General features: G+C 66.8%; 18 protein-coding genes. 4 read left to right on the forward strand and 14 right to left on the reverse strand.

All coding sequences use genetic code 11. The features are described 5' to 3' along the window. Positions 1-37: 37 nt before the first annotated feature. Positions 38-1,303 (forward strand): serine hydrolase domain-containing protein, encoded by a 1,266-nt coding sequence (locus AC3EO4_RS42830; protein ID WP_431901408.1) that lies wholly within the window; start codon positions 38-40, stop codon positions 1,301-1,303. A gap of 380 nt (positions 1,304-1,683) precedes the next feature. On the opposite strand, the gene AC3EO4_RS42835 is transcribed toward AC3EO4_RS42830, so the two are convergent. Continuing rightward, positions 1,684-2,097: an organic hydroperoxide resistance protein gene (locus AC3EO4_RS42835; protein ID WP_431901410.1), complete on the reverse strand. Its 414-nt coding sequence runs from the start codon at positions 2,095-2,097 to the stop codon at positions 1,684-1,686. 24 nt (positions 2,098-2,121) lie between these two features. Beyond that, a complete protein-coding gene (locus AC3EO4_RS42840) occupies positions 2,122-2,271 on the reverse strand; it encodes a hypothetical protein (RefSeq protein ID WP_431901412.1) in 150 nt (49 codons plus the stop codon). A 233-nt stretch (positions 2,272-2,504) separates the two neighbouring features. Between AC3EO4_RS42840 and AC3EO4_RS42845 the strand changes: the two genes are divergently transcribed. Continuing rightward, entirely contained in the window at positions 2,505-3,086 is a 582-nt protein-coding gene (locus AC3EO4_RS42845; RefSeq protein WP_431901413.1) for a TetR/AcrR family transcriptional regulator, read from the forward strand. Positions 3,087-3,276: 190 nt separating this feature from the next. On the opposite strand, the gene AC3EO4_RS42850 is transcribed toward AC3EO4_RS42845, so the two are convergent. The 6 genes from AC3EO4_RS42850 to AC3EO4_RS42875 form a co-directional block, all read right to left on the reverse strand. Beyond that, the gene (locus AC3EO4_RS42850; protein ID WP_431901416.1) at positions 3,277-3,630 is read right to left on the reverse strand and encodes a hypothetical protein; all 354 of its coding nucleotides are present in this window, start codon (positions 3,628-3,630) and stop codon (positions 3,277-3,279) included. Beyond that, complete coding sequence (locus AC3EO4_RS42855; protein ID WP_431901418.1) at positions 3,627-4,097, reverse strand: hypothetical protein; 471 nt, start codon at positions 4,095-4,097, stop codon at positions 3,627-3,629. The genes AC3EO4_RS42850 and AC3EO4_RS42855 overlap by 4 nt, the downstream gene beginning before the upstream one ends. Before the next feature lie 96 nt (positions 4,098-4,193). Next, positions 4,194-5,087 (reverse strand): IS982 family transposase, encoded by an 894-nt coding sequence (locus AC3EO4_RS42860; protein ID WP_431901420.1) that lies wholly within the window; start codon positions 5,085-5,087, stop codon positions 4,194-4,196. 229 nt (positions 5,088-5,316) lie between these two features. Beyond that, positions 5,317-5,733, reverse strand: a complete 417-nt coding sequence (locus AC3EO4_RS42865; RefSeq protein WP_379577878.1) for a type II toxin-antitoxin system VapC family toxin — start codon at positions 5,731-5,733, stop codon at positions 5,317-5,319. Continuing rightward, a complete protein-coding gene (locus tag AC3EO4_RS42870) occupies positions 5,709-5,882 on the reverse strand; it encodes a hypothetical protein (protein WP_431901422.1) in 174 nt (57 codons plus the stop codon). The genes AC3EO4_RS42865 and AC3EO4_RS42870 overlap by 25 nt, the downstream gene beginning before the upstream one ends. A gap of 247 nt (positions 5,883-6,129) precedes the next feature. After that, the gene (locus tag AC3EO4_RS42875) at positions 6,130-6,552 is read right to left on the reverse strand and encodes a hypothetical protein (protein WP_431901423.1); all 423 of its coding nucleotides are present in this window, start codon (positions 6,550-6,552) and stop codon (positions 6,130-6,132) included. Between the two features lie 152 nt (positions 6,553-6,704). Between AC3EO4_RS42875 and AC3EO4_RS42880 the strand changes: the two genes are divergently transcribed. Next, a complete protein-coding gene (locus tag AC3EO4_RS42880) occupies positions 6,705-7,310 on the forward strand; it encodes an SMI1/KNR4 family protein (RefSeq protein WP_379577884.1) in 606 nt (201 codons plus the stop codon). Positions 7,311-7,518: 208 nt separating this feature from the next. Here the strand turns inward: AC3EO4_RS42880 and AC3EO4_RS42885 are convergent, their stop codons facing one another. Next, the gene (locus AC3EO4_RS42885) at positions 7,519-7,842 is read right to left on the reverse strand and encodes a hypothetical protein (RefSeq protein WP_431901426.1); all 324 of its coding nucleotides are present in this window, start codon (positions 7,840-7,842) and stop codon (positions 7,519-7,521) included. A gap of 84 nt (positions 7,843-7,926) precedes the next feature. After that, on the reverse strand, positions 7,927-8,580 hold the full coding sequence (gene msrA, locus AC3EO4_RS42890) for a peptide-methionine (S)-S-oxide reductase MsrA (protein WP_431901427.1): 654 nt from the start codon (positions 8,578-8,580) through the stop codon (positions 7,927-7,929). Between the two features lie 112 nt (positions 8,581-8,692). Here msrA and rarD point away from each other — a divergent pair, with 112 nt between their 5' ends. Continuing rightward, the gene (rarD, locus tag AC3EO4_RS42895) at positions 8,693-9,634 is read left to right on the forward strand and encodes an EamA family transporter RarD (protein ID WP_431901430.1); all 942 of its coding nucleotides are present in this window, start codon (positions 8,693-8,695) and stop codon (positions 9,632-9,634) included. A gap of 208 nt (positions 9,635-9,842) precedes the next feature. Here the strand turns inward: rarD and AC3EO4_RS42900 are convergent, their stop codons facing one another. From AC3EO4_RS42900 to nuoL, 4 genes are read right to left on the reverse strand one after another with little or no spacing between them, the layout of a single operon-like run. After that, positions 9,843-10,832, reverse strand: coding sequence for a polyprenyl synthetase family protein (locus tag AC3EO4_RS42900; protein ID WP_379577891.1), 990 nt, complete (start codon positions 10,830-10,832; stop codon positions 9,843-9,845). A gap of 9 nt (positions 10,833-10,841) precedes the next feature. Next, positions 10,842-12,395 (reverse strand): NADH-quinone oxidoreductase subunit NuoN, encoded by a 1,554-nt coding sequence (gene nuoN, locus AC3EO4_RS42905; RefSeq protein ID WP_379577893.1) that lies wholly within the window; start codon positions 12,393-12,395, stop codon positions 10,842-10,844. Beyond that, complete coding sequence (locus AC3EO4_RS42910) at positions 12,392-13,909, reverse strand: NADH-quinone oxidoreductase subunit M (RefSeq protein WP_379577895.1); 1,518 nt, start codon at positions 13,907-13,909, stop codon at positions 12,392-12,394. Before AC3EO4_RS42910 ends, nuoN begins: the two co-directional genes overlap by 4 nt. Continuing rightward, positions 13,909-15,735 carry an NADH-quinone oxidoreductase subunit L gene (nuoL, locus tag AC3EO4_RS42915; RefSeq protein ID WP_431901467.1) on the reverse strand — a complete coding sequence of 609 codons (1,827 nt, stop codon included), beginning with the start codon at positions 15,733-15,735 and terminating at the stop codon, positions 13,909-13,911. Before nuoL ends, AC3EO4_RS42910 begins: the two co-directional genes overlap by 1 nt. Positions 15,736-15,798: the final 63 nt, after the last annotated feature.

Here is a 15,798-nt window from a genome sequence, read left to right on the forward strand (position 1 = left end):
AGAAGCCGGTCACCGTGTAGCGCGTACCGCCCGCCACATGGCTCTGCTGGCACCGAGCGCTGTCCTACTGATCGCCGGCTACGTCTTCACCCCAGAGGCGAGTTTCACGACCTTCTCCAACGCGTCGCCCACACCTACGGTGACGGCGAGCGCTTCGGCGCTGAAGCCGATCGATCCGACCGTGTTCCAGTCCGCCGTCGAACGTGCGGCGAAGAAACTCATGGTTCCCGGCGCGGTGATCCTGCTCCGCACCCCACAGGGAACTTTCCGGGCCACCGTCGGCACGACCGAGCTGGGCACCGCCAGACCGCCCACCACGCGCGACCACTTCCGGATCGCCTCCAACACCAAAACCATGACCTCGGCGCTGATCATCCTCCTGGCCCAGGACGGCGAACTCCGGCTGAGCGATCCGGTGTCCGCCTACGTTCCTGGAGTGCCCGACGGCGAACACATCACCATCGCCGAGCTACTGAAGATGCGCAGCGGACTCTACAACTACACCGACGCGCCCGAGCTGGCGGCGACCATGGACACCGATCCGGGCAAGGCCCAGACGCCGCAGGCAATGCTGGACATCGCGTTCCGGCGTCCGCCGACCTTCGCCCCCGGAACGTCCTACGAGTACAGCAACACCAACTACGTGCTGCTGGGTCTCGTAGCCGAGAAGGCGGGCGGCCGGCCGCTGGCCCAGCAGTTCCGGGACCGGCTGTTCGCCCCGCTCGCACTGGCGGGCACCTCGCTGCCCGCCGCCGACGACCTGTCCCTCCCCCTGCCCTATTCGCACGGCTACATGTACGGCGGAACGGCCTACGCGCTGGTCGACCGGCCCTACCCCGCCGACATGCAGGCGGCGGCCCGGTCCGGAAAGCTCCGGCCGGTGGACTACACCCACCAGAACCCCTCCTACGCCGCCGCCGCCGGAGGCGTCATCTCCACCGCGGACGACCTGGCCACCTGGATCCAGGCCCTGGTGACGGGCAAGGTCCTCAACCCGGCGTTCCAACGGCAGTGGCTCCACAGCCCGCAAGCCGAGGACCCGGCCGCGCCGCCCGACGGGAAGAAGTACGGGTACGGCATCGCCTACCAGCGCTTCGGTCCGAACGCCTCGATGTACTACCACGGCGGTGAGCTGCCCGGTTTCAATTCCTTCATCGGCCGGGACATGGACAACGAGGTCACGCTGGTGATCTGGACGAACCTGACTTTGTCGCCCGGCGGCAGGACCACGGCCCAGGCCTTGCTGCCCACCGTCCTCAACCAGGTCTACGCCGGCCTCTCACTCCCCACCGGCACCGACTAGTCGGTGTCCCTCGGGGGTCATGTCCACCGCTGGAATCCTCCAAGTCCTTGCCGCTGTGACGATGAGTCGCGAGGTCGCCGAGTAGGCGATGTGCCGGTCGTGGCTGGAGTCGAACGGGGATCAGCCCGCAGCGCCTCGAAGCATCGGCACGCGCGGTGGGATCATGCTTGAGCAAGGCGAGGCACAGCCCGGCGTGCGTCCTTCATCCCCGGACTACGGCTCGCTGATCTACGCATGATCGCGGGCCTTCGGTTCCCCTGGCAGCGGGGGTGAAGCCCCTGGCAGCCGGATTGATCACCTGCTGCCATCAGGGGCTTCGGTGCCGCCCACCCGGGGATCTCGGGGGGCTCGGCGGGAGACCCCGGCCCCACCGATGACGATCACTGGTCGATGACCAGGTTGACTCGCATGTTGCCGCGGGTGGCGTTGGAGTACGGGCACACCTGGTGGGTGGTCTCCACGAGGTCGTGGGCCTCTTCGGGAGAGAGGCCCGCGGGTAGCTCCACGTGCAGGGTGGCATCCAACTGGTAGCCGCCCTTGCCGTTGGGGGACAGCCCCACCTCGGCGGTGACCGACGCGTCGGAGGCGTCCAGGTTCTTCTGGCCCGCCACCAGTTTCAGCGACGTCGCGAAGCAGGCGGCGTAGCCCGCTGCGAAGAGCTGCTCGGGATTGGTGCCGTCGCCGTTGCCGCCCAGTTCCTTCTGGAGCGCGAGCTGGACGTCCAGTTTGCCGTCAGAGGAGACCGCCCGCCCGTCACGGCCGGCAGAGGTGGCGATTGCGGTGTAGATGCGCATGTGTGTTTCCTTTCTCGATGCTGTTCAGCGGATTGACGCGGACCTCATGGCCGCGGCGCGCAGCAGGGTGATGGCGACAACGGTCCACAGGCCGGCGCGGCAGCCGCTGAGGCCCTCGTCGCTCTGGGTCGCGAGCACGGTGGCGGTGACGGCGGTCGCCAGGCGGGCAAGCACGAGAGCGGAGCCATCGCCGGTGCAGCCTCCGACGAGACCGGCGACATCATCGCGAGCAGCAGGCCGACGTTCTTGACACCACCGACGGCCGCAGCCTCGGTCATGAGAACAGTGCTCCAATCCATAGCGGACCGATCGGTCCGGACCGATCGGTCCATTGTTGGGAGCGCAGCGATACTGTGTCAACAGGCAGATTTCAGAAGCCCCCGAGAACGCGGAAGGAACCGACGACGGTGACGCGTAGACCGGCGCCCGGCACCAGGCAGCGCATCCTCAAGACAGCAGCCCGCCTGTTCGGTGAGCGCGGTGCCCGGGCGGTGGGCATGCAGGAGGTCGTCGAGGAGACCGGGCTCGGCAAAAGCGCGCTCTATCGGGAGTTCGCCGGCAAGGACGACCTGGTCGCCGCATGGGTGCGCGAGCTCGACGCCGAAACGTGGTCACACATGGATCACGCGCTGGCCGCCTACGAGGGCGACCCCGCCCGCCAGCTCCTCATGGTTGTCGAACTCGCGCAAGAAAGCGTCCAGATCCCCGATTTCCACGGCTGCACCTTCTACAACACCTCGGCGGAATTCCGTGACCCTGCACATCCCGGCCGCCAGGAAGCCGTCGCCCACCTCGGCCAGCTACGCCGACGCCTGCACACCTTGGCTCTGGCCGCACGCGCCACCGACGCGGACGCCCTGGCCGACATGCTGATGCTCATCATCTCCGGCCTTTACGCCAACGCCGCCACCCTGGGCCCGACCGGCCCCGCCGGCCGCGCCGCGGCTGCGGCCCAGACCTTGATCGACCAGCACATCCCCCACCCCTGACACCTTCGATGAGACCCTGGCCGCCGGGGCACGAGGTGGCCGGCGAGATCGACCGGCGCCGGCGCCGGTTCGCCACCCGGCCTCGGCCACAACCGCCCTCCGCGGCATGCCGCCGATGCCGCAGTAACCGTCGGGCACCTTGTACAGGGACTGCTGGTGGTAGCACTTCGACTAGCGCATCAATAGCCGCCTAGTCGGTGTCCTTCGGGTGTCGAGGCGATGCGTAGACCACCCAGACAGTGCGAGAGACGTCATCTATGACATAGCGGACACGTCCGCCGCTGGTGACCTCGAATTCCCACTGCTCCAGGTCCTTGCCATTGTGACGATGAGTCGCGAGATCGCCGCGTAGGCGATGCTGGCGGTCACGGCTTGAACGTGAACGGGGATCAGCACGCAGGACCTCGAAGCGTCGGCGCGCATTGGCCAGGGCATGACGGCACAGTTCTTCCCATCCCCTGACCGCGTCGCTGGTGCCGAACCGCACGTCCCACTCGTCATCCGGCGGTGGCACCGTAACGCGATCGCCGCGTTTCGGGCTCACGCAGAAGCCTCCACCGGCCCGAAGTCACCTACGGTCGGCTTGCGGGCCTCGGCATAGCGTTCAGGGCCAGCCTTGATCCGAGCGGTTGCCCGCCACCCTGCGATGACCTCTTGAGTGGTGACATCAACGTCCAACTCCGCGGCATCGGAGAGCGCCTCAACCAGTTCCAGGGTAAAGGCGCGAAGCTCTTCCGGAGAAAGGTGGCGCACCCAGGGGAAGACCTCAGGCATGGCGAGGACCAATGCACGCGCGGCGGGATCGTGTTTGATCAAGGCTAGAAAGAGCCGGGACGCCGTGGCCAGCGTCTGATCGCGCTCCTCCTCACGGTCTACCGCCGTGAGGTAGAAGTCGGGGGCGTCCCGATGCGTGACTCGGACACGTCCCAGGCGTGCCGCGCGCTCGGCAACGGCCCGGGGGTTTCTCGACAGGTCGGAGAACGTGACGGCGTCGGCATGGCTGGCACTCACTCATCCAGGGTAAGTCAGAACACGATCTGAACACAGGCGATCAGGGAACACCGCTGAGTCGCGGTGCAGCGCTAGACGAGTAAGTCCTAAGTCTGATCAGTGGTCGTAGGCGATCAGTGATCGCGTGATGGGCTGGCCAGTGGCGCGGTTGTGCCAGATCGCGGCGGTCAACGCCAAGATCCGCTGGGCGATGCGCGCGCCGACTCCCTCCGGGCTGCGTCCGCTGTGAAGCTCGAGATCGAGCTGGCCCTTCAGAGTGTCGTTGACCGATTCGATGAGCTGACGGATGGGCTTGAGGAACTGCTCGCCCGGGCGGGGCATGCGGTTGCGATACGAAGGCCGTAGCAGCCGTACTCCCCGCTCTTGCAGGTAGCGGTCCAGCTCTGCCGACACGTAACCCTTGTCGGCGACGATCAGCAGCCCGGGCCGGTCGACGAGCAGGTCAGGATCGTGATCGAGAATGGCCATCAGCACCTGCCGTTCGTCGATCTTCGGAGTGGCCAGGGCCCAGGTGAGCGGCAGTCCGGCCGGCGTGCAGATCAGGTGGAGCCGCAAGCCCCAAAACCAGCGGGAGTGGGAGCGGCAGTAGCCGTAGCCGGCCCATCCTGCCAGGTCCGAGCGCTGCGCGGTGGGGCGGGAACGGCCGCATTCGACCGGGGTGGAATCGACCACCCACACCAGTTCGGCCCAGAGGTCGGTGTCGCGGGCCAAGACCCGGATTGCGCGCTGGAGCAGGGGCAGGGCGCGGCGCAGTCGTTTGTTGTAGCCGGATTGGCCGGGCAGGTAGGGGAAGGCGCCGGGCAGGTGTCGGGGGACGAACCGCAGCCAGCGGGCTTCGGAACGGACACCGAGCAGGACCTGGGCCACTGCCAGGGTCAGTAACTCGGCGTCGGTCAGCTTCGGTGGTCGTCCGCTGCGGGGTGATGTGCCGAGCCAGTCGTCGATCTTCACGTACAGTGCGGTGAGAAAGGTGTTGATGTCTGTCGTCACAAACAGATCGTCGACACCCTTCGCTGTTCCCGCAGCCCAAACGACTTAGGACTTACTCGTCTAGGACGCCACATGTCCCCCTGGACGTGCTTGTGGATCTGGAACGCCCCACCGCGAAGCCGTGAGTACATGGTCAAGGCCGGGGTGTTGGGGCCGGAAGGCCCTGCTGGTGCTAGTGGTTCGCCTCCCGCGGTAGTTCCGGAGACTCCCGCTCGGCCCTCAAGCAGTCTCAGACAGGGACCACTTGCACTGCCTTCCCGCACAGTTTGCTCATGTCGTCCTCGTCAGACGTCAGAACGACGGCAGGGCGCACGGAGCGCAGTGCGGTGGCCGCGACCACAGCGTCGATGGCGTACTTGTGACCGTGCAGGCGGGCATCTCGAAGAAGCTCGATCGCTCGAGACGAGATGTCCTCGGTCACCGGCTCGATCTTCAGTCGGGACAGATACCACCTGAGACGATCGCTTTTGACCCGGACGTCTTGTGCCTCGACCGGTGTCATGGCGCTGACCACGACCCGAAAGTCGTTGTCCTGCGCCTCCCGTACGAACGCTGTCACCCGCTGGTCGGCCTCGCACCACTTCACGAGCCCCTCGCAATCGAGAACGACGGTGCCCGCGCTCAACCGGCTTCGTGCGCGCGCCATCCGTCCTCCCCTTGGAGTTCGGGCGCGGACTTGACGCGGCGGAACAACTCCGCCGCCTCATCACGCAAAGACTGCGGGATCGGCGCAGAAGCGGCCTCGTTAGCCTGCAGGGCCTCCTCCAAGAGATCCCGCTCGATCTGGCGCTCCACAGCGGCATCAACATAGGCGGAAAACCCGCGGGCCCCGACTCGCTCTCGGACAGCGCGAATGTTGCCCGTTCTCAGAGACACACTGACCTTGGCGGCCGGACCGTCTCCCGGGCCGAAGTCCCGCTCTGGCATACTCACAGGCTCAGTTTACTACTCGAAGTAGCAAAATGCTGGCCCTCACTCTGCACAAGCACCAGCCGCTACGTATGCCTACGCGTCGCCGGACGTCACCGGCCGGTTCGACTCTTCACCGCTGGTCGCTGGCTTCCGTTCGTACGATGGGCAGATCTCTGCATGACGCCAGGAACCTCTCGAGATACCAGCCGAGATCGACGAACTCCGGCATGTGCGCGATGGTGCGGTAATCCAGCAGGGGGATCAGGGAGACCGACGTCCTTGCCTCGTGGAACAGTACGTTCGCGAAGGTCTCCCCGTCGGGCAGCCTGGTGGTTATGCCGACCGCCGCCCCGGCCTCATAAGAGGTGCGCATGTCGCGCTTCGCCTCAGCCAGGCCGTCCAGCGGCAAGTGCTTCCAGTCATAGTCGGTCATGTACCAGATGGCGTCTTCTTCGCGGAGCAATTCCCAACCCGCCCGGGCGAGCCGATCGAGGATGTCCACGAAATCGATGTCGTGTTTGAACTCCAGGCCGATTGCGACGTCGCGGCTCATATCTCCTCGTGCCAGATCGATGGAGAGCGGCGCTCCTGTGGTCCGGTGTGCTGGGCGACCTGCGGGATGCCAAGCATCGATAGACGCCATAGCTTGATCATCTCGCGTATGTCCCACACGTGGAGGTTATCGGGAGGGGCAGCCCTAGCTTTGTGCTGCACGTGCAGCAGCCACTCGAAACGGGATATCTTCTCGCGATGAGTGCCCGGTACGCATGGTCGGAACGTTTCCCTGCAAAGCATCCGGTGACCGAGGGTTCTGATCACCCGGCGGTCAGTCCGCTCGGCGATCTGTATCCCCCGGCTACCGAAGCAGAGGTCCGCGAGCTTGAAGAGCGGCTGGGCGTGGAGCTGCCGCCGAGTTACCGGCAGCTTCTCCTGTTCGCCAATGGGTGGGGCAGCGACGATGACTGCTGCCTGCTGCGTGTCGAAGAAGTCGGCTGGCTCCGTGATGTCGATCCCTCGATCGCCGAGAGCTGGTCAGCACCCAAGCAGGAGAACTCATGGAGCGTGCCCGACGAGCTCTACTTCGTCTACGGACTGGAGCAGGACTCCATTCACTACAGAGGGGAGTATGTGCCCGACACCCTTCTGGCCGGGTATTGGGATGACGGAGTGGCTCTCCTCAATCCCCACGTCCGCACCGCTGAAGGTGAGTGGGAAGCCTGGTATCTCGCGCCATGGAAACCCGGCGCTGAGCGTTACAGGTCCTTCTGGGACCTCGCAATGGACGAGCTGGAAATGCGATACGCGCGTTGATGTCCCTTTCGTTGTTGAGTTTCGCCGTCTCGGGTCCTTCGTGGCGGTGGTCATGCGCGTGGGCGGCGCTGGCCGCGACCGGCCGGAGAGCCGCAGCGCGGCCAGCGACCGCCCCGACGCGCGTCGGGCCACCGTAGGCGGTCTGCTCTTGACCCTGTAGTGAAGATTGTCGCCGTGATCACTCTGCGTGTTCATCGATATGGTCCGTCTACGGCTGCGTCCAGCGCTGCTGACTGAGCCACTGGTCATACGCAGGCTGGATCATGTTCCGCCCACCTGACCGCCCATCACGATCGGCCAGGAAGCGTTCGAGCGCATCGAAGAGCACGCCCACAGCGACCGCGTTCCGCTCCTCATCCATCCGCTCGGAAGAGAACGGTCCAGTCTCGCCGGGAAACGCCAGCATGAGCACCAGCGCCTCCCAGACAAGATTGTTACCGCCATTCACCTGAACGATCAGCCACTCCCTGAAACCCTCCAGGAGGGTGTGGCCACTGCCCGCATCGAATCCGGCGATGTACGTCGTGAACAACTGGTACGAGCCGTCCAGGCCGTACGCCCCCGGCCGCCTGCGAATGTCCTCCAGGTGCTCCCGGGGCGTACGTAAGGGCACTGCTCAGGCCTCGCCGGACGTCAGGCCGACCGGGCAGGCTACGCCTGTGCCGCCGATGCCGCAGTAACCGTTCGGCACTTTCTGGAGGTACTGCTGGTGATAATCCTCGGCGTAGTAGAACTCGCCTGCGGGAGCGATCTCCGTGGTGATCTCGCCGTACCCTGCCGAAGTCAGCACCTGCTGGTAGGCGTCGCGGGAGGCCAGTGCCGCCTTCTCCTGTTCGGGCGAGTGGACGTACACCGCCGACCGGTACTGCGAGCCTACGTCGTTGCCCTGACGCAGCCCCTGGGTCGGGTCGTGCGCCTCCCAGAACACCTTGAGCAAATCCGTGTACGAGACCTTCGAGGGGTCGAACACCACCCTCACGACCTCGGCGTGTCCGGTGAGCCCGGAACATACCTCTTCGTACGTAGGGTTCGGGGTGTAGCCGCCCTGGTAGCCCACCGCCGTGGACACCACGCCGGGCGTCTCCCAGAACTTCCGCTCGGCGCCCCAGAAGCACCCGAGCCCGAAGTCCGCGATCTCGCCCTCGGCTCCCACGAGTGGGGCGTCGAGCACCGCGTGGCGCGCGGGTACGGGTATCGGCGTCGGGCGTCCAGGAAGGGCGTCCGTGGGGTTCACCATCGATGTCTTGTGCGAGCCGAACAGCCAGCCCATGATCCACCTCCTCTTCCGTCAAGCCTACGTCTCAACACTTAAGAGTCCCTACATCATCCCAGATAGCAATACGCATTTGTATTTAATGAAGTAAGGGGCGAAAATTGGTTACATGCCTGACCAACGTCGTGGAGTCCTCTATGGTGTCGCCGCCTACGCGCTATGGGGACTCTTCCCGCTCTACTGGCCGCTGCTCAAGCCCTCGGGGCCGATCGAGATCCTCGCGCACCGCATGGCGTGGTCGCTGGTGGCCGTGGTGGCGATCCTCGCCGTTCGCAGGCACTGGTCGTGGTTCAAGCAGCTCCGGGCGGGACAGTTCGGGCTGCTGGCGCTGGCGGCGCTGCTCATCACCGTCAACTGGGGCACCTACATCTACGGCGTCAACTCCGGCCACGTGGTCGAGACGGCGCTCGGCTACTTCATCAACCCGCTGGTGAGCGTTCTGTTCGGGGTGATCCTGCTGAAGGAGCGCCTGCGCGTCCTGCAGTGGGTCGCGGTCGGGTTCGGCGCGCTGGCCGTCGTGGTGCTGACCCTCGACTACGGCCGGCTGCCGTGGATCGCGCTCACGCTGGCGATCAGCTTCGGCGTCTACGGCCTGGTGAAGAAGAAGGCGAACGTCGGGGCGGCGGAGAGCCTCACGGTCGAGACGCTGGTGCTGCTGGCGCCCGCGCTGGCCTACCTGGTGTACCTGGAGCAGGCGGGCGGCTCGACGTTCGGCCACCACGGGCCGTGGCACGCGCTGCTGCTGGCGGGCGGCGGCCTGGTGACGGCGGTGCCGCTGCTGTTCTTCACGGCCAGCGCGATCAGGGTGCCGCTGAGCACGATCGGGCTGCTGCAGTACATCGCGCCGATCCTGCAGTTCCTGGTGGGCGTGCTGATCGTGAAGGAGACGATGCCGCCCAGCCGGTGGGCCGGGTTCGCGATCGTGTGGCTGGCGCTGGCGGTGTTCACCTATGACAGCCTCCGGGCGGCGCATCGGGCCCGCCGCGCGGACCCGCAACCCGTCTCCTCCGGTACGGCAAGCCACCCCGGCGCCTCCGCCGGTCACCGCTGACCGTCCGGCGAGGGCGCCTCGCCCAGCAGGACTCCGGTCCCCGCCGTCACGGCGCCCCGCCCAGCCCCACCGCCAAGCCCGGCGGCGGCGCGACGACAGGGGGACGGCAGGGTCAGCCCGAGCGCGCCACAACGAGGAGGGCGCAGCGCAAAACCCTGGTGTCAGCCCGAGGGCGGCGCAGCGAGGAGGGCGCAGCGCAAACCCGGGGTCAGCCCGAGCGCTCCACCACGTAGTCGCACAGCGCGAGGAAGGCCGCCCTGGCCGGGATGTCAGGCAGGGTGGCCAGGTCGGCCCTGGCCCTGTTCACCCAGGCGTCCAGTTCCTGCCGTCCTCGCACCATCCCCTGGTCGGCCCGCAGCAGTTCGAGCGTCTCCGCCACGTCGTCCTCGGCCACCGGGCCCGCCAGCAGTTCCCGCAGCCGCGCGGACGGCGACGACTCCAGCGCGTACAGGACGGGCAGTGTCCTGATTCCTTCGCGCAGGTCGGTGCCGGGCGTCTTGCCTGACTCGGCGGATTCCGATGCGACGTCCAGCAGGTCGTCGCCGAGTTGCCAGGCGACTCCGATGGCCTCGCACGCGCTCGACAGCCGTTCGACGACGTCGGCGGGCGCGCCGGACAGCAGGCCGCCGAAGCGTCCCGAGGTGGCGATGAGGGAGCCGGTCTTGTCGGCGAGCACCCTGATGTAGTGGTGGATCGGGTCGACGCCTTCGGCGGGGCCGATCGTTTCGCGGATCTGCCCGCGTACCAGGCGGGAGAAGGTCTGCGCCTGGATCTTGATGGCCTCGGCGCCGAGGTCGGCGAGGATCTCCGACGCCTGCGCGAACAGGTAGTCGCCGGTGAGGATGGCCACGGTGTTGTCCCACCGGGCGTTGGCCGAGGGGGATCCCCTGCGGACGGGCGCCTCGTCCATGACGTCGTCGTGGTAGAGGGTGGCCAGGTGGGTGAGTTCGATCACAACCGCGGCGGGCACGACGCCCGGCGCGGAAGGATCGCCGAACTGCGCGGCCAGGAGCACCATCATGGTGCGGAAGCGCTTGCCGCCCGCCTCGATGAGGTGCTTGGACGCCTCCGTGACGAAGGCGTCCTCGCTCTCGACCGAGGTGCGCAGCAGTTTCTCGACGGACGCGAGACCACTGGCCAGGTCCTGCGCCAACCGCTCATCGTCGATGGGCAGATCAACAACCGGTGGCGCAGACATATAAACCCCTTAGCGGATGAACAAGGCAGAGGCAGCCTTGTCGGCGAGATCCAGGACAGGCTGCGGGAAAACCCCCAGCACTACCGTAACCGCTGCCGCCAGAGTGATAACAGCCGCGGTGGCCGCAGAGGGCACCGCGATGGTGGGGCCGTCGGCCGCGGGCTCGCTGAAGAACATCAGCACGATCACGCGAACGTAGAAGAACGCGGCGATCGCGGAGGTGATCACACCGACGATGACCAGCGGCGTCGCGCCGTTGGCCACCGCGGCGACGAAGACCGCGTACTTGCCGAAGAACCCACTGGTGAGCGGGATGCCGGCGAAGGCCAGCAGGAAGAAGGCGAAGACGCCCGCCAGCATCGGCGACCGCTTGCCGAGCCCCGCCCAGCGCGACAGGTGGGAGGCCTCGCCGCCCGCGTCGCGCACCATCGTGACGACGGCGAACGCGCCGACCGTGGAGATGCCGTAGACGAGCAGGTAGAACATGATCGCCGACAGCGTGGAGGAGTTGCCCTCCGGCTGCGTGCTGGTCGCGATCACGCCGATGAGCAGGAAGCCCGCGTGCGCGATCGAGGAGTAGGCCAGCATGCGCTTGATGTCCGTCTGGGTGATCGCGAGGATCGCGCCGACGACCATCGTCAGGATGGCGACGCCCCACATGACCGGACGCCAGTCCCAGTCGAGGTTGCCCAGTGCCACCCAAAAGACCCTCAGAACCGCGCCAAAGGCCGCGACGAGCGTGCCCGAGGCCATGAGCGCGGTGATGGGGGTCGGGGCGCCCTGGTAGACGTCAGGCTTCCAGGCCTGGAACGGCGCGGCGCCGATCTTGAACATCAGGCCGACGCCGAGCAGCGCCAGACCGATGAGGAGCATCGTGTCCATGCCGCCCACGGTGCCGAGCGCCTGGCTGATCTTGGCCAGGTCGACCGAGCCGGCGAAGCCGTAGACGAAGGCCATGCCGTACAGGAAGAAGGCCGAGGAGAACGCGCCCAGCAGGAAGTACTTCATCGACGCCTCCTGCGACAGCAGGCGGCGACGGCGGGCGAGCCCGCACAGCAGGTACAGCGGCAGCGACATGACCTCGAGGCCGACGAACATCACCAGCAGGTCGTTGGCCGACGCGAACAGCAGCATGCCGCCGACGGCGAACAGGATCAGCGGGTAGATCTCGGTGTGCGCGCCACCGGTGATCTCCGCCTCCTCCTCGGCCGCGCTACCGGGTACAGCGGCGGCGGAGGCGACGAAGTTGTCGTCGTCGAGGACCAGCAGCGTGCTGACGAACGCCAGGACGAGGATGACGCCCCAGAAGAACAGCGAGGGGCCGTCGACCGCGACGGCGCCCATCGCCGCGGCGGAGGACGGCAACCCGCTGATCACCTGGAAGATGACGAGCACGAACGCGCCGGCCATGCTGAGCAGCGTCACCGGCACTTGGATCGACTTGCGCAGGTAGCGGGGCGCGAACGCCTCCACCAGCACGCCGATGATCGCGGCGCCGAAGATCACGAGCATCGGCGCCAGCAGGCCGTACTCGATCGTCGGCGCTTGGATGGTGCCGTTCACTGTCCGGCCCCCTTCTCGGCAATCGCCGGGGTGAACTTCTCCACCTGGACGGAGACCAGGGTGTGGTCCACGGCCGGGTTGATCACGTCAAGCAGCGGCTTGGGGTAGAAGCCGAGCCCGATGATCAGGGCGATCAGCGGGGCGACCACCCACAGCTCGCGGCGGTTGAGGTCCTTGAACTCCTTGACCGGCTCGGCCGTCGGACCGCCCGCGATCCGCTGGTACATCCACAGGATGTAGATGGCCGCCAGGATCACGCCCGTCGCCGAGATGATCGCCGGCACCATGTAGCGCTCGTAGGTGCCGAGCAGCACCATGAACTCGCTGACGAACGACGACAGGCCTGGCAGCGACAGGCCGGACAGACCCGCGATGAGGAACACGCCGGCCAGCTTCGGCGTGACCTTCTGCACGCCCCCGTAGTCCTCGATGTACGGCGAGCCGCGCCGCGCGATGAGGAACCCGGCGATCAGGAACAGCGCGCCGGTCGAGAAGCCGTGGTTGACCATGTACAGCGTGGCGCCGGCGCCGGCGTCGTTCGTCATCGCGAACACGCCGAGGGCGATGAAGCCGAAGTGCGAGATCGAGGTGTAGGCGATCAGGCGCTTCATGTCGGTCTGGCCGATGGCCACGATCGCGCCGTAGATGATGCCGACCACCGACAGCACGATCACCAGCGGGGTGAAGTACTTCGACGCGTCGGGGAACAGCTCCAGGCAGAACCGGAGCATGCCGTACGTGCCGACCTTGTCCAGCACGCCCACCAGGAGCACGGCCGCGCCCGCCGGAGCCTGCGCCGCCGCGTCGGGCAACCAGGTGTGGAACGGCCACAGCGGCGCCTTCACCGCGAAGGCGAAGAAGAAGCCGGCGAACAGCCACTTCTGCGTCGTCGGGTCCTGGATGGCCCCGATCAGCTCGGGGAACATGAAGGTGTTCTTGCCCGCGATGACGTAGAGGCCGATGACCGCGACCAGCATGAGCAGGCCGCCGAACAGCGAGTAGAGCAGGAACTTGACGGCCGCGTAGGACCGCTGCGCGCCGCCGTACGACCCGATCATGAAGTACATCGGGATCAGCATGGCTTCGAAGAAGACGTAGAACAGGAAGATGTCGGTCGCCGCGAAGACGCCGATCATCATCGCCTCGAGCACCAGCAGGAGCGCGAAGTAGGTCTTCACCGAGTACTTGGCGTGCGGGGCGTCGGCGTCGTTCCACGAGGCCAGCACCACGATCGGCACCAGCACCGCGGACAGCGCGATCAGCACCAGCGCGATGCCGTCGACGCCGACGCCGTAGTGGACGCCGAAACGCGGGATCCAGTCGTAGGTCTCGACGAACTGGAAGCGCGGCCCCTTCGGGCTGAACTGCACGGCCATCGCGATGGTGAGCGCCAGCACGACGACCGAGACGCCCAGCGCGAGCTGCTTGGCCAGCTTGCCGTTGCCCTTCGGCGTGAGGGCCACCAGGACGGCGCCCACCACGGGCACCGCCATCAGGATCGTAAGCCAGGGCATCACAGGTTCCCTACAAGGAGCAGAGCGCCGGCCAGGAGTGCGGCGCCGAAGAGGATGGACAGCGCGTACGTCCGCGCGAAGCCCGTCTGGAGCCGGCGCAGCCGTCCCGACGTGCCGCCGACGGCCGCCGCCAGCCCGTTGACCAGGCCGTCGATTCCGCGGTTGTCGAAGAACACCGCGATGCGGGTGAGCCACTGGCCCGGACGCATGAGCAGTGTCTCGTTGAGGGCGTCGCCGTACAGGTCACGCCTGGCGAAGGTGGTGAGGAACGAGCCGCGGGGAGCGGTCTCGGGAACCGGCACCCTGCCGTACTTCATCCAGGCGATGCCTGCGCCGACGGCGACGAGAGCCAGCGTGGCCAGGCCGGGCGTGGTGAAGGGGTCGAAGTGCGGGACCTCCTCGGGCCGGCCGACCGCCGGGGCGAGGAATTCCATCAGCCTGCCGCCCAGGATCAGGTAGCCGCCCAGGAAGATCGAGCCGATCGACAGGATGATCAGCGGCCAGGTCATCACGGCGGGCGACTCGTGCGGGTGGGCGTTGGCGGCCCAGCGCTTCTCGCCGAAGAAGGTCATGAAGACCATCCGCGACATGTAGAAGCCGGTGATGCCGGCGCCGAGGACGGCCAGCCAGCCGAGGACGGCGCTGTGGTGCATCGCCGTCTCGATGATGCCGTCCTTGGTGAAGTAGCCGGACAGCAGCGGGAAGCCGATGATCGCCAGGTAGCCGATGAAGAACGTCACGAACGTCACCGGCATGTACTTGCGCAGGCCGCCGTACTTCCTCATGTCGACCTCGTCGTTCATGCCGTGCATGACCGAGCCGGCGCCGAGGAACAGGTCGGCCTTGAAGAAGCCGTGCGTGATCAGGTGGCCGATCGCGAACGCGTACCCGGCGGGGCCGAGGCCCGCGCCCAGCATCATGTAGCCGATCTGCGACATCGTCGAACCGGCCAGGCCCTTCTTGATGTCGTCCTTCGCGCAACCGATGATCGCACCGGCGAGCAGCGTGGCCACGCCGACGATGGTGACGACGAGCTGCGCGGTGGGCGCGGCCTCGAAGACGAACCCGGAGCGGACCACCAGGTAGACACCGGCGGTGACCATGGTCGCGGCGTGGATGAGGGCCGAGACCGGGGTCGGGCCCTCCATCGCGTCGAGAAGCCAGGACTGCAGCGGCAGCTGGGCGGACTTACCGCAGGCGCCGAGCAGGAGCAGCAGGCCGATGGCGGTGAGCGTGCCCTGCGAGGCCTCGCCGACCTTGGCGGAGAGGTCGCCGAAGGCGAGCGAGCCGAACGTCGACCACATCATGAACATCGCGATCAGCAGACCGAAGTCGCCGACGCGGTTGACGATGAACGCCTTCTTGGCCGCGACCGCCGCGGACGGCTTGAACTGCCAGAAGCCGATCAGCAGGTAGGAGGCGAGACCGACGCCCTCCCAGCCGATGAACAGGCCGACGTAGTTGGCCGACAGCACCAACAGCAGCATGGCCGCGACGAACAGGTTCAGGTAGGAGAAGAACCTGCGCCGGTCCGGGTCGTGCGACATGTAGCCGATCGAGTAGATGTGGATCAGCGAGCCCACACCGGTGATCAGCAGACAGAAGCTGATCGACAGAGGGTCGACCAGCAGGCTGATGTCCGCGATGCCGGGAATGAAGTCGTACAGGTGAATGCTGTAACGACCACCATCGAGCTGGAGGAAGGCAAGCACCGCGACGACGAACGCACCCAGCGACATCAGGACGCCGAGGTAGTGGCCCCATCCGTTGGTACGGCGGCCGCCGAGCAACAGGATCGCCGCGCCCAAGAGGGGCAGTGCGATCATCAGCCATGAGGCCCCGATCACTCCACCGGAGTGCGGGATGATCTCAGCCGGTTCCACTGTCAC

It is taken from the genome of Nonomuraea sp. bgisy101 (assembly GCF_057708945.1).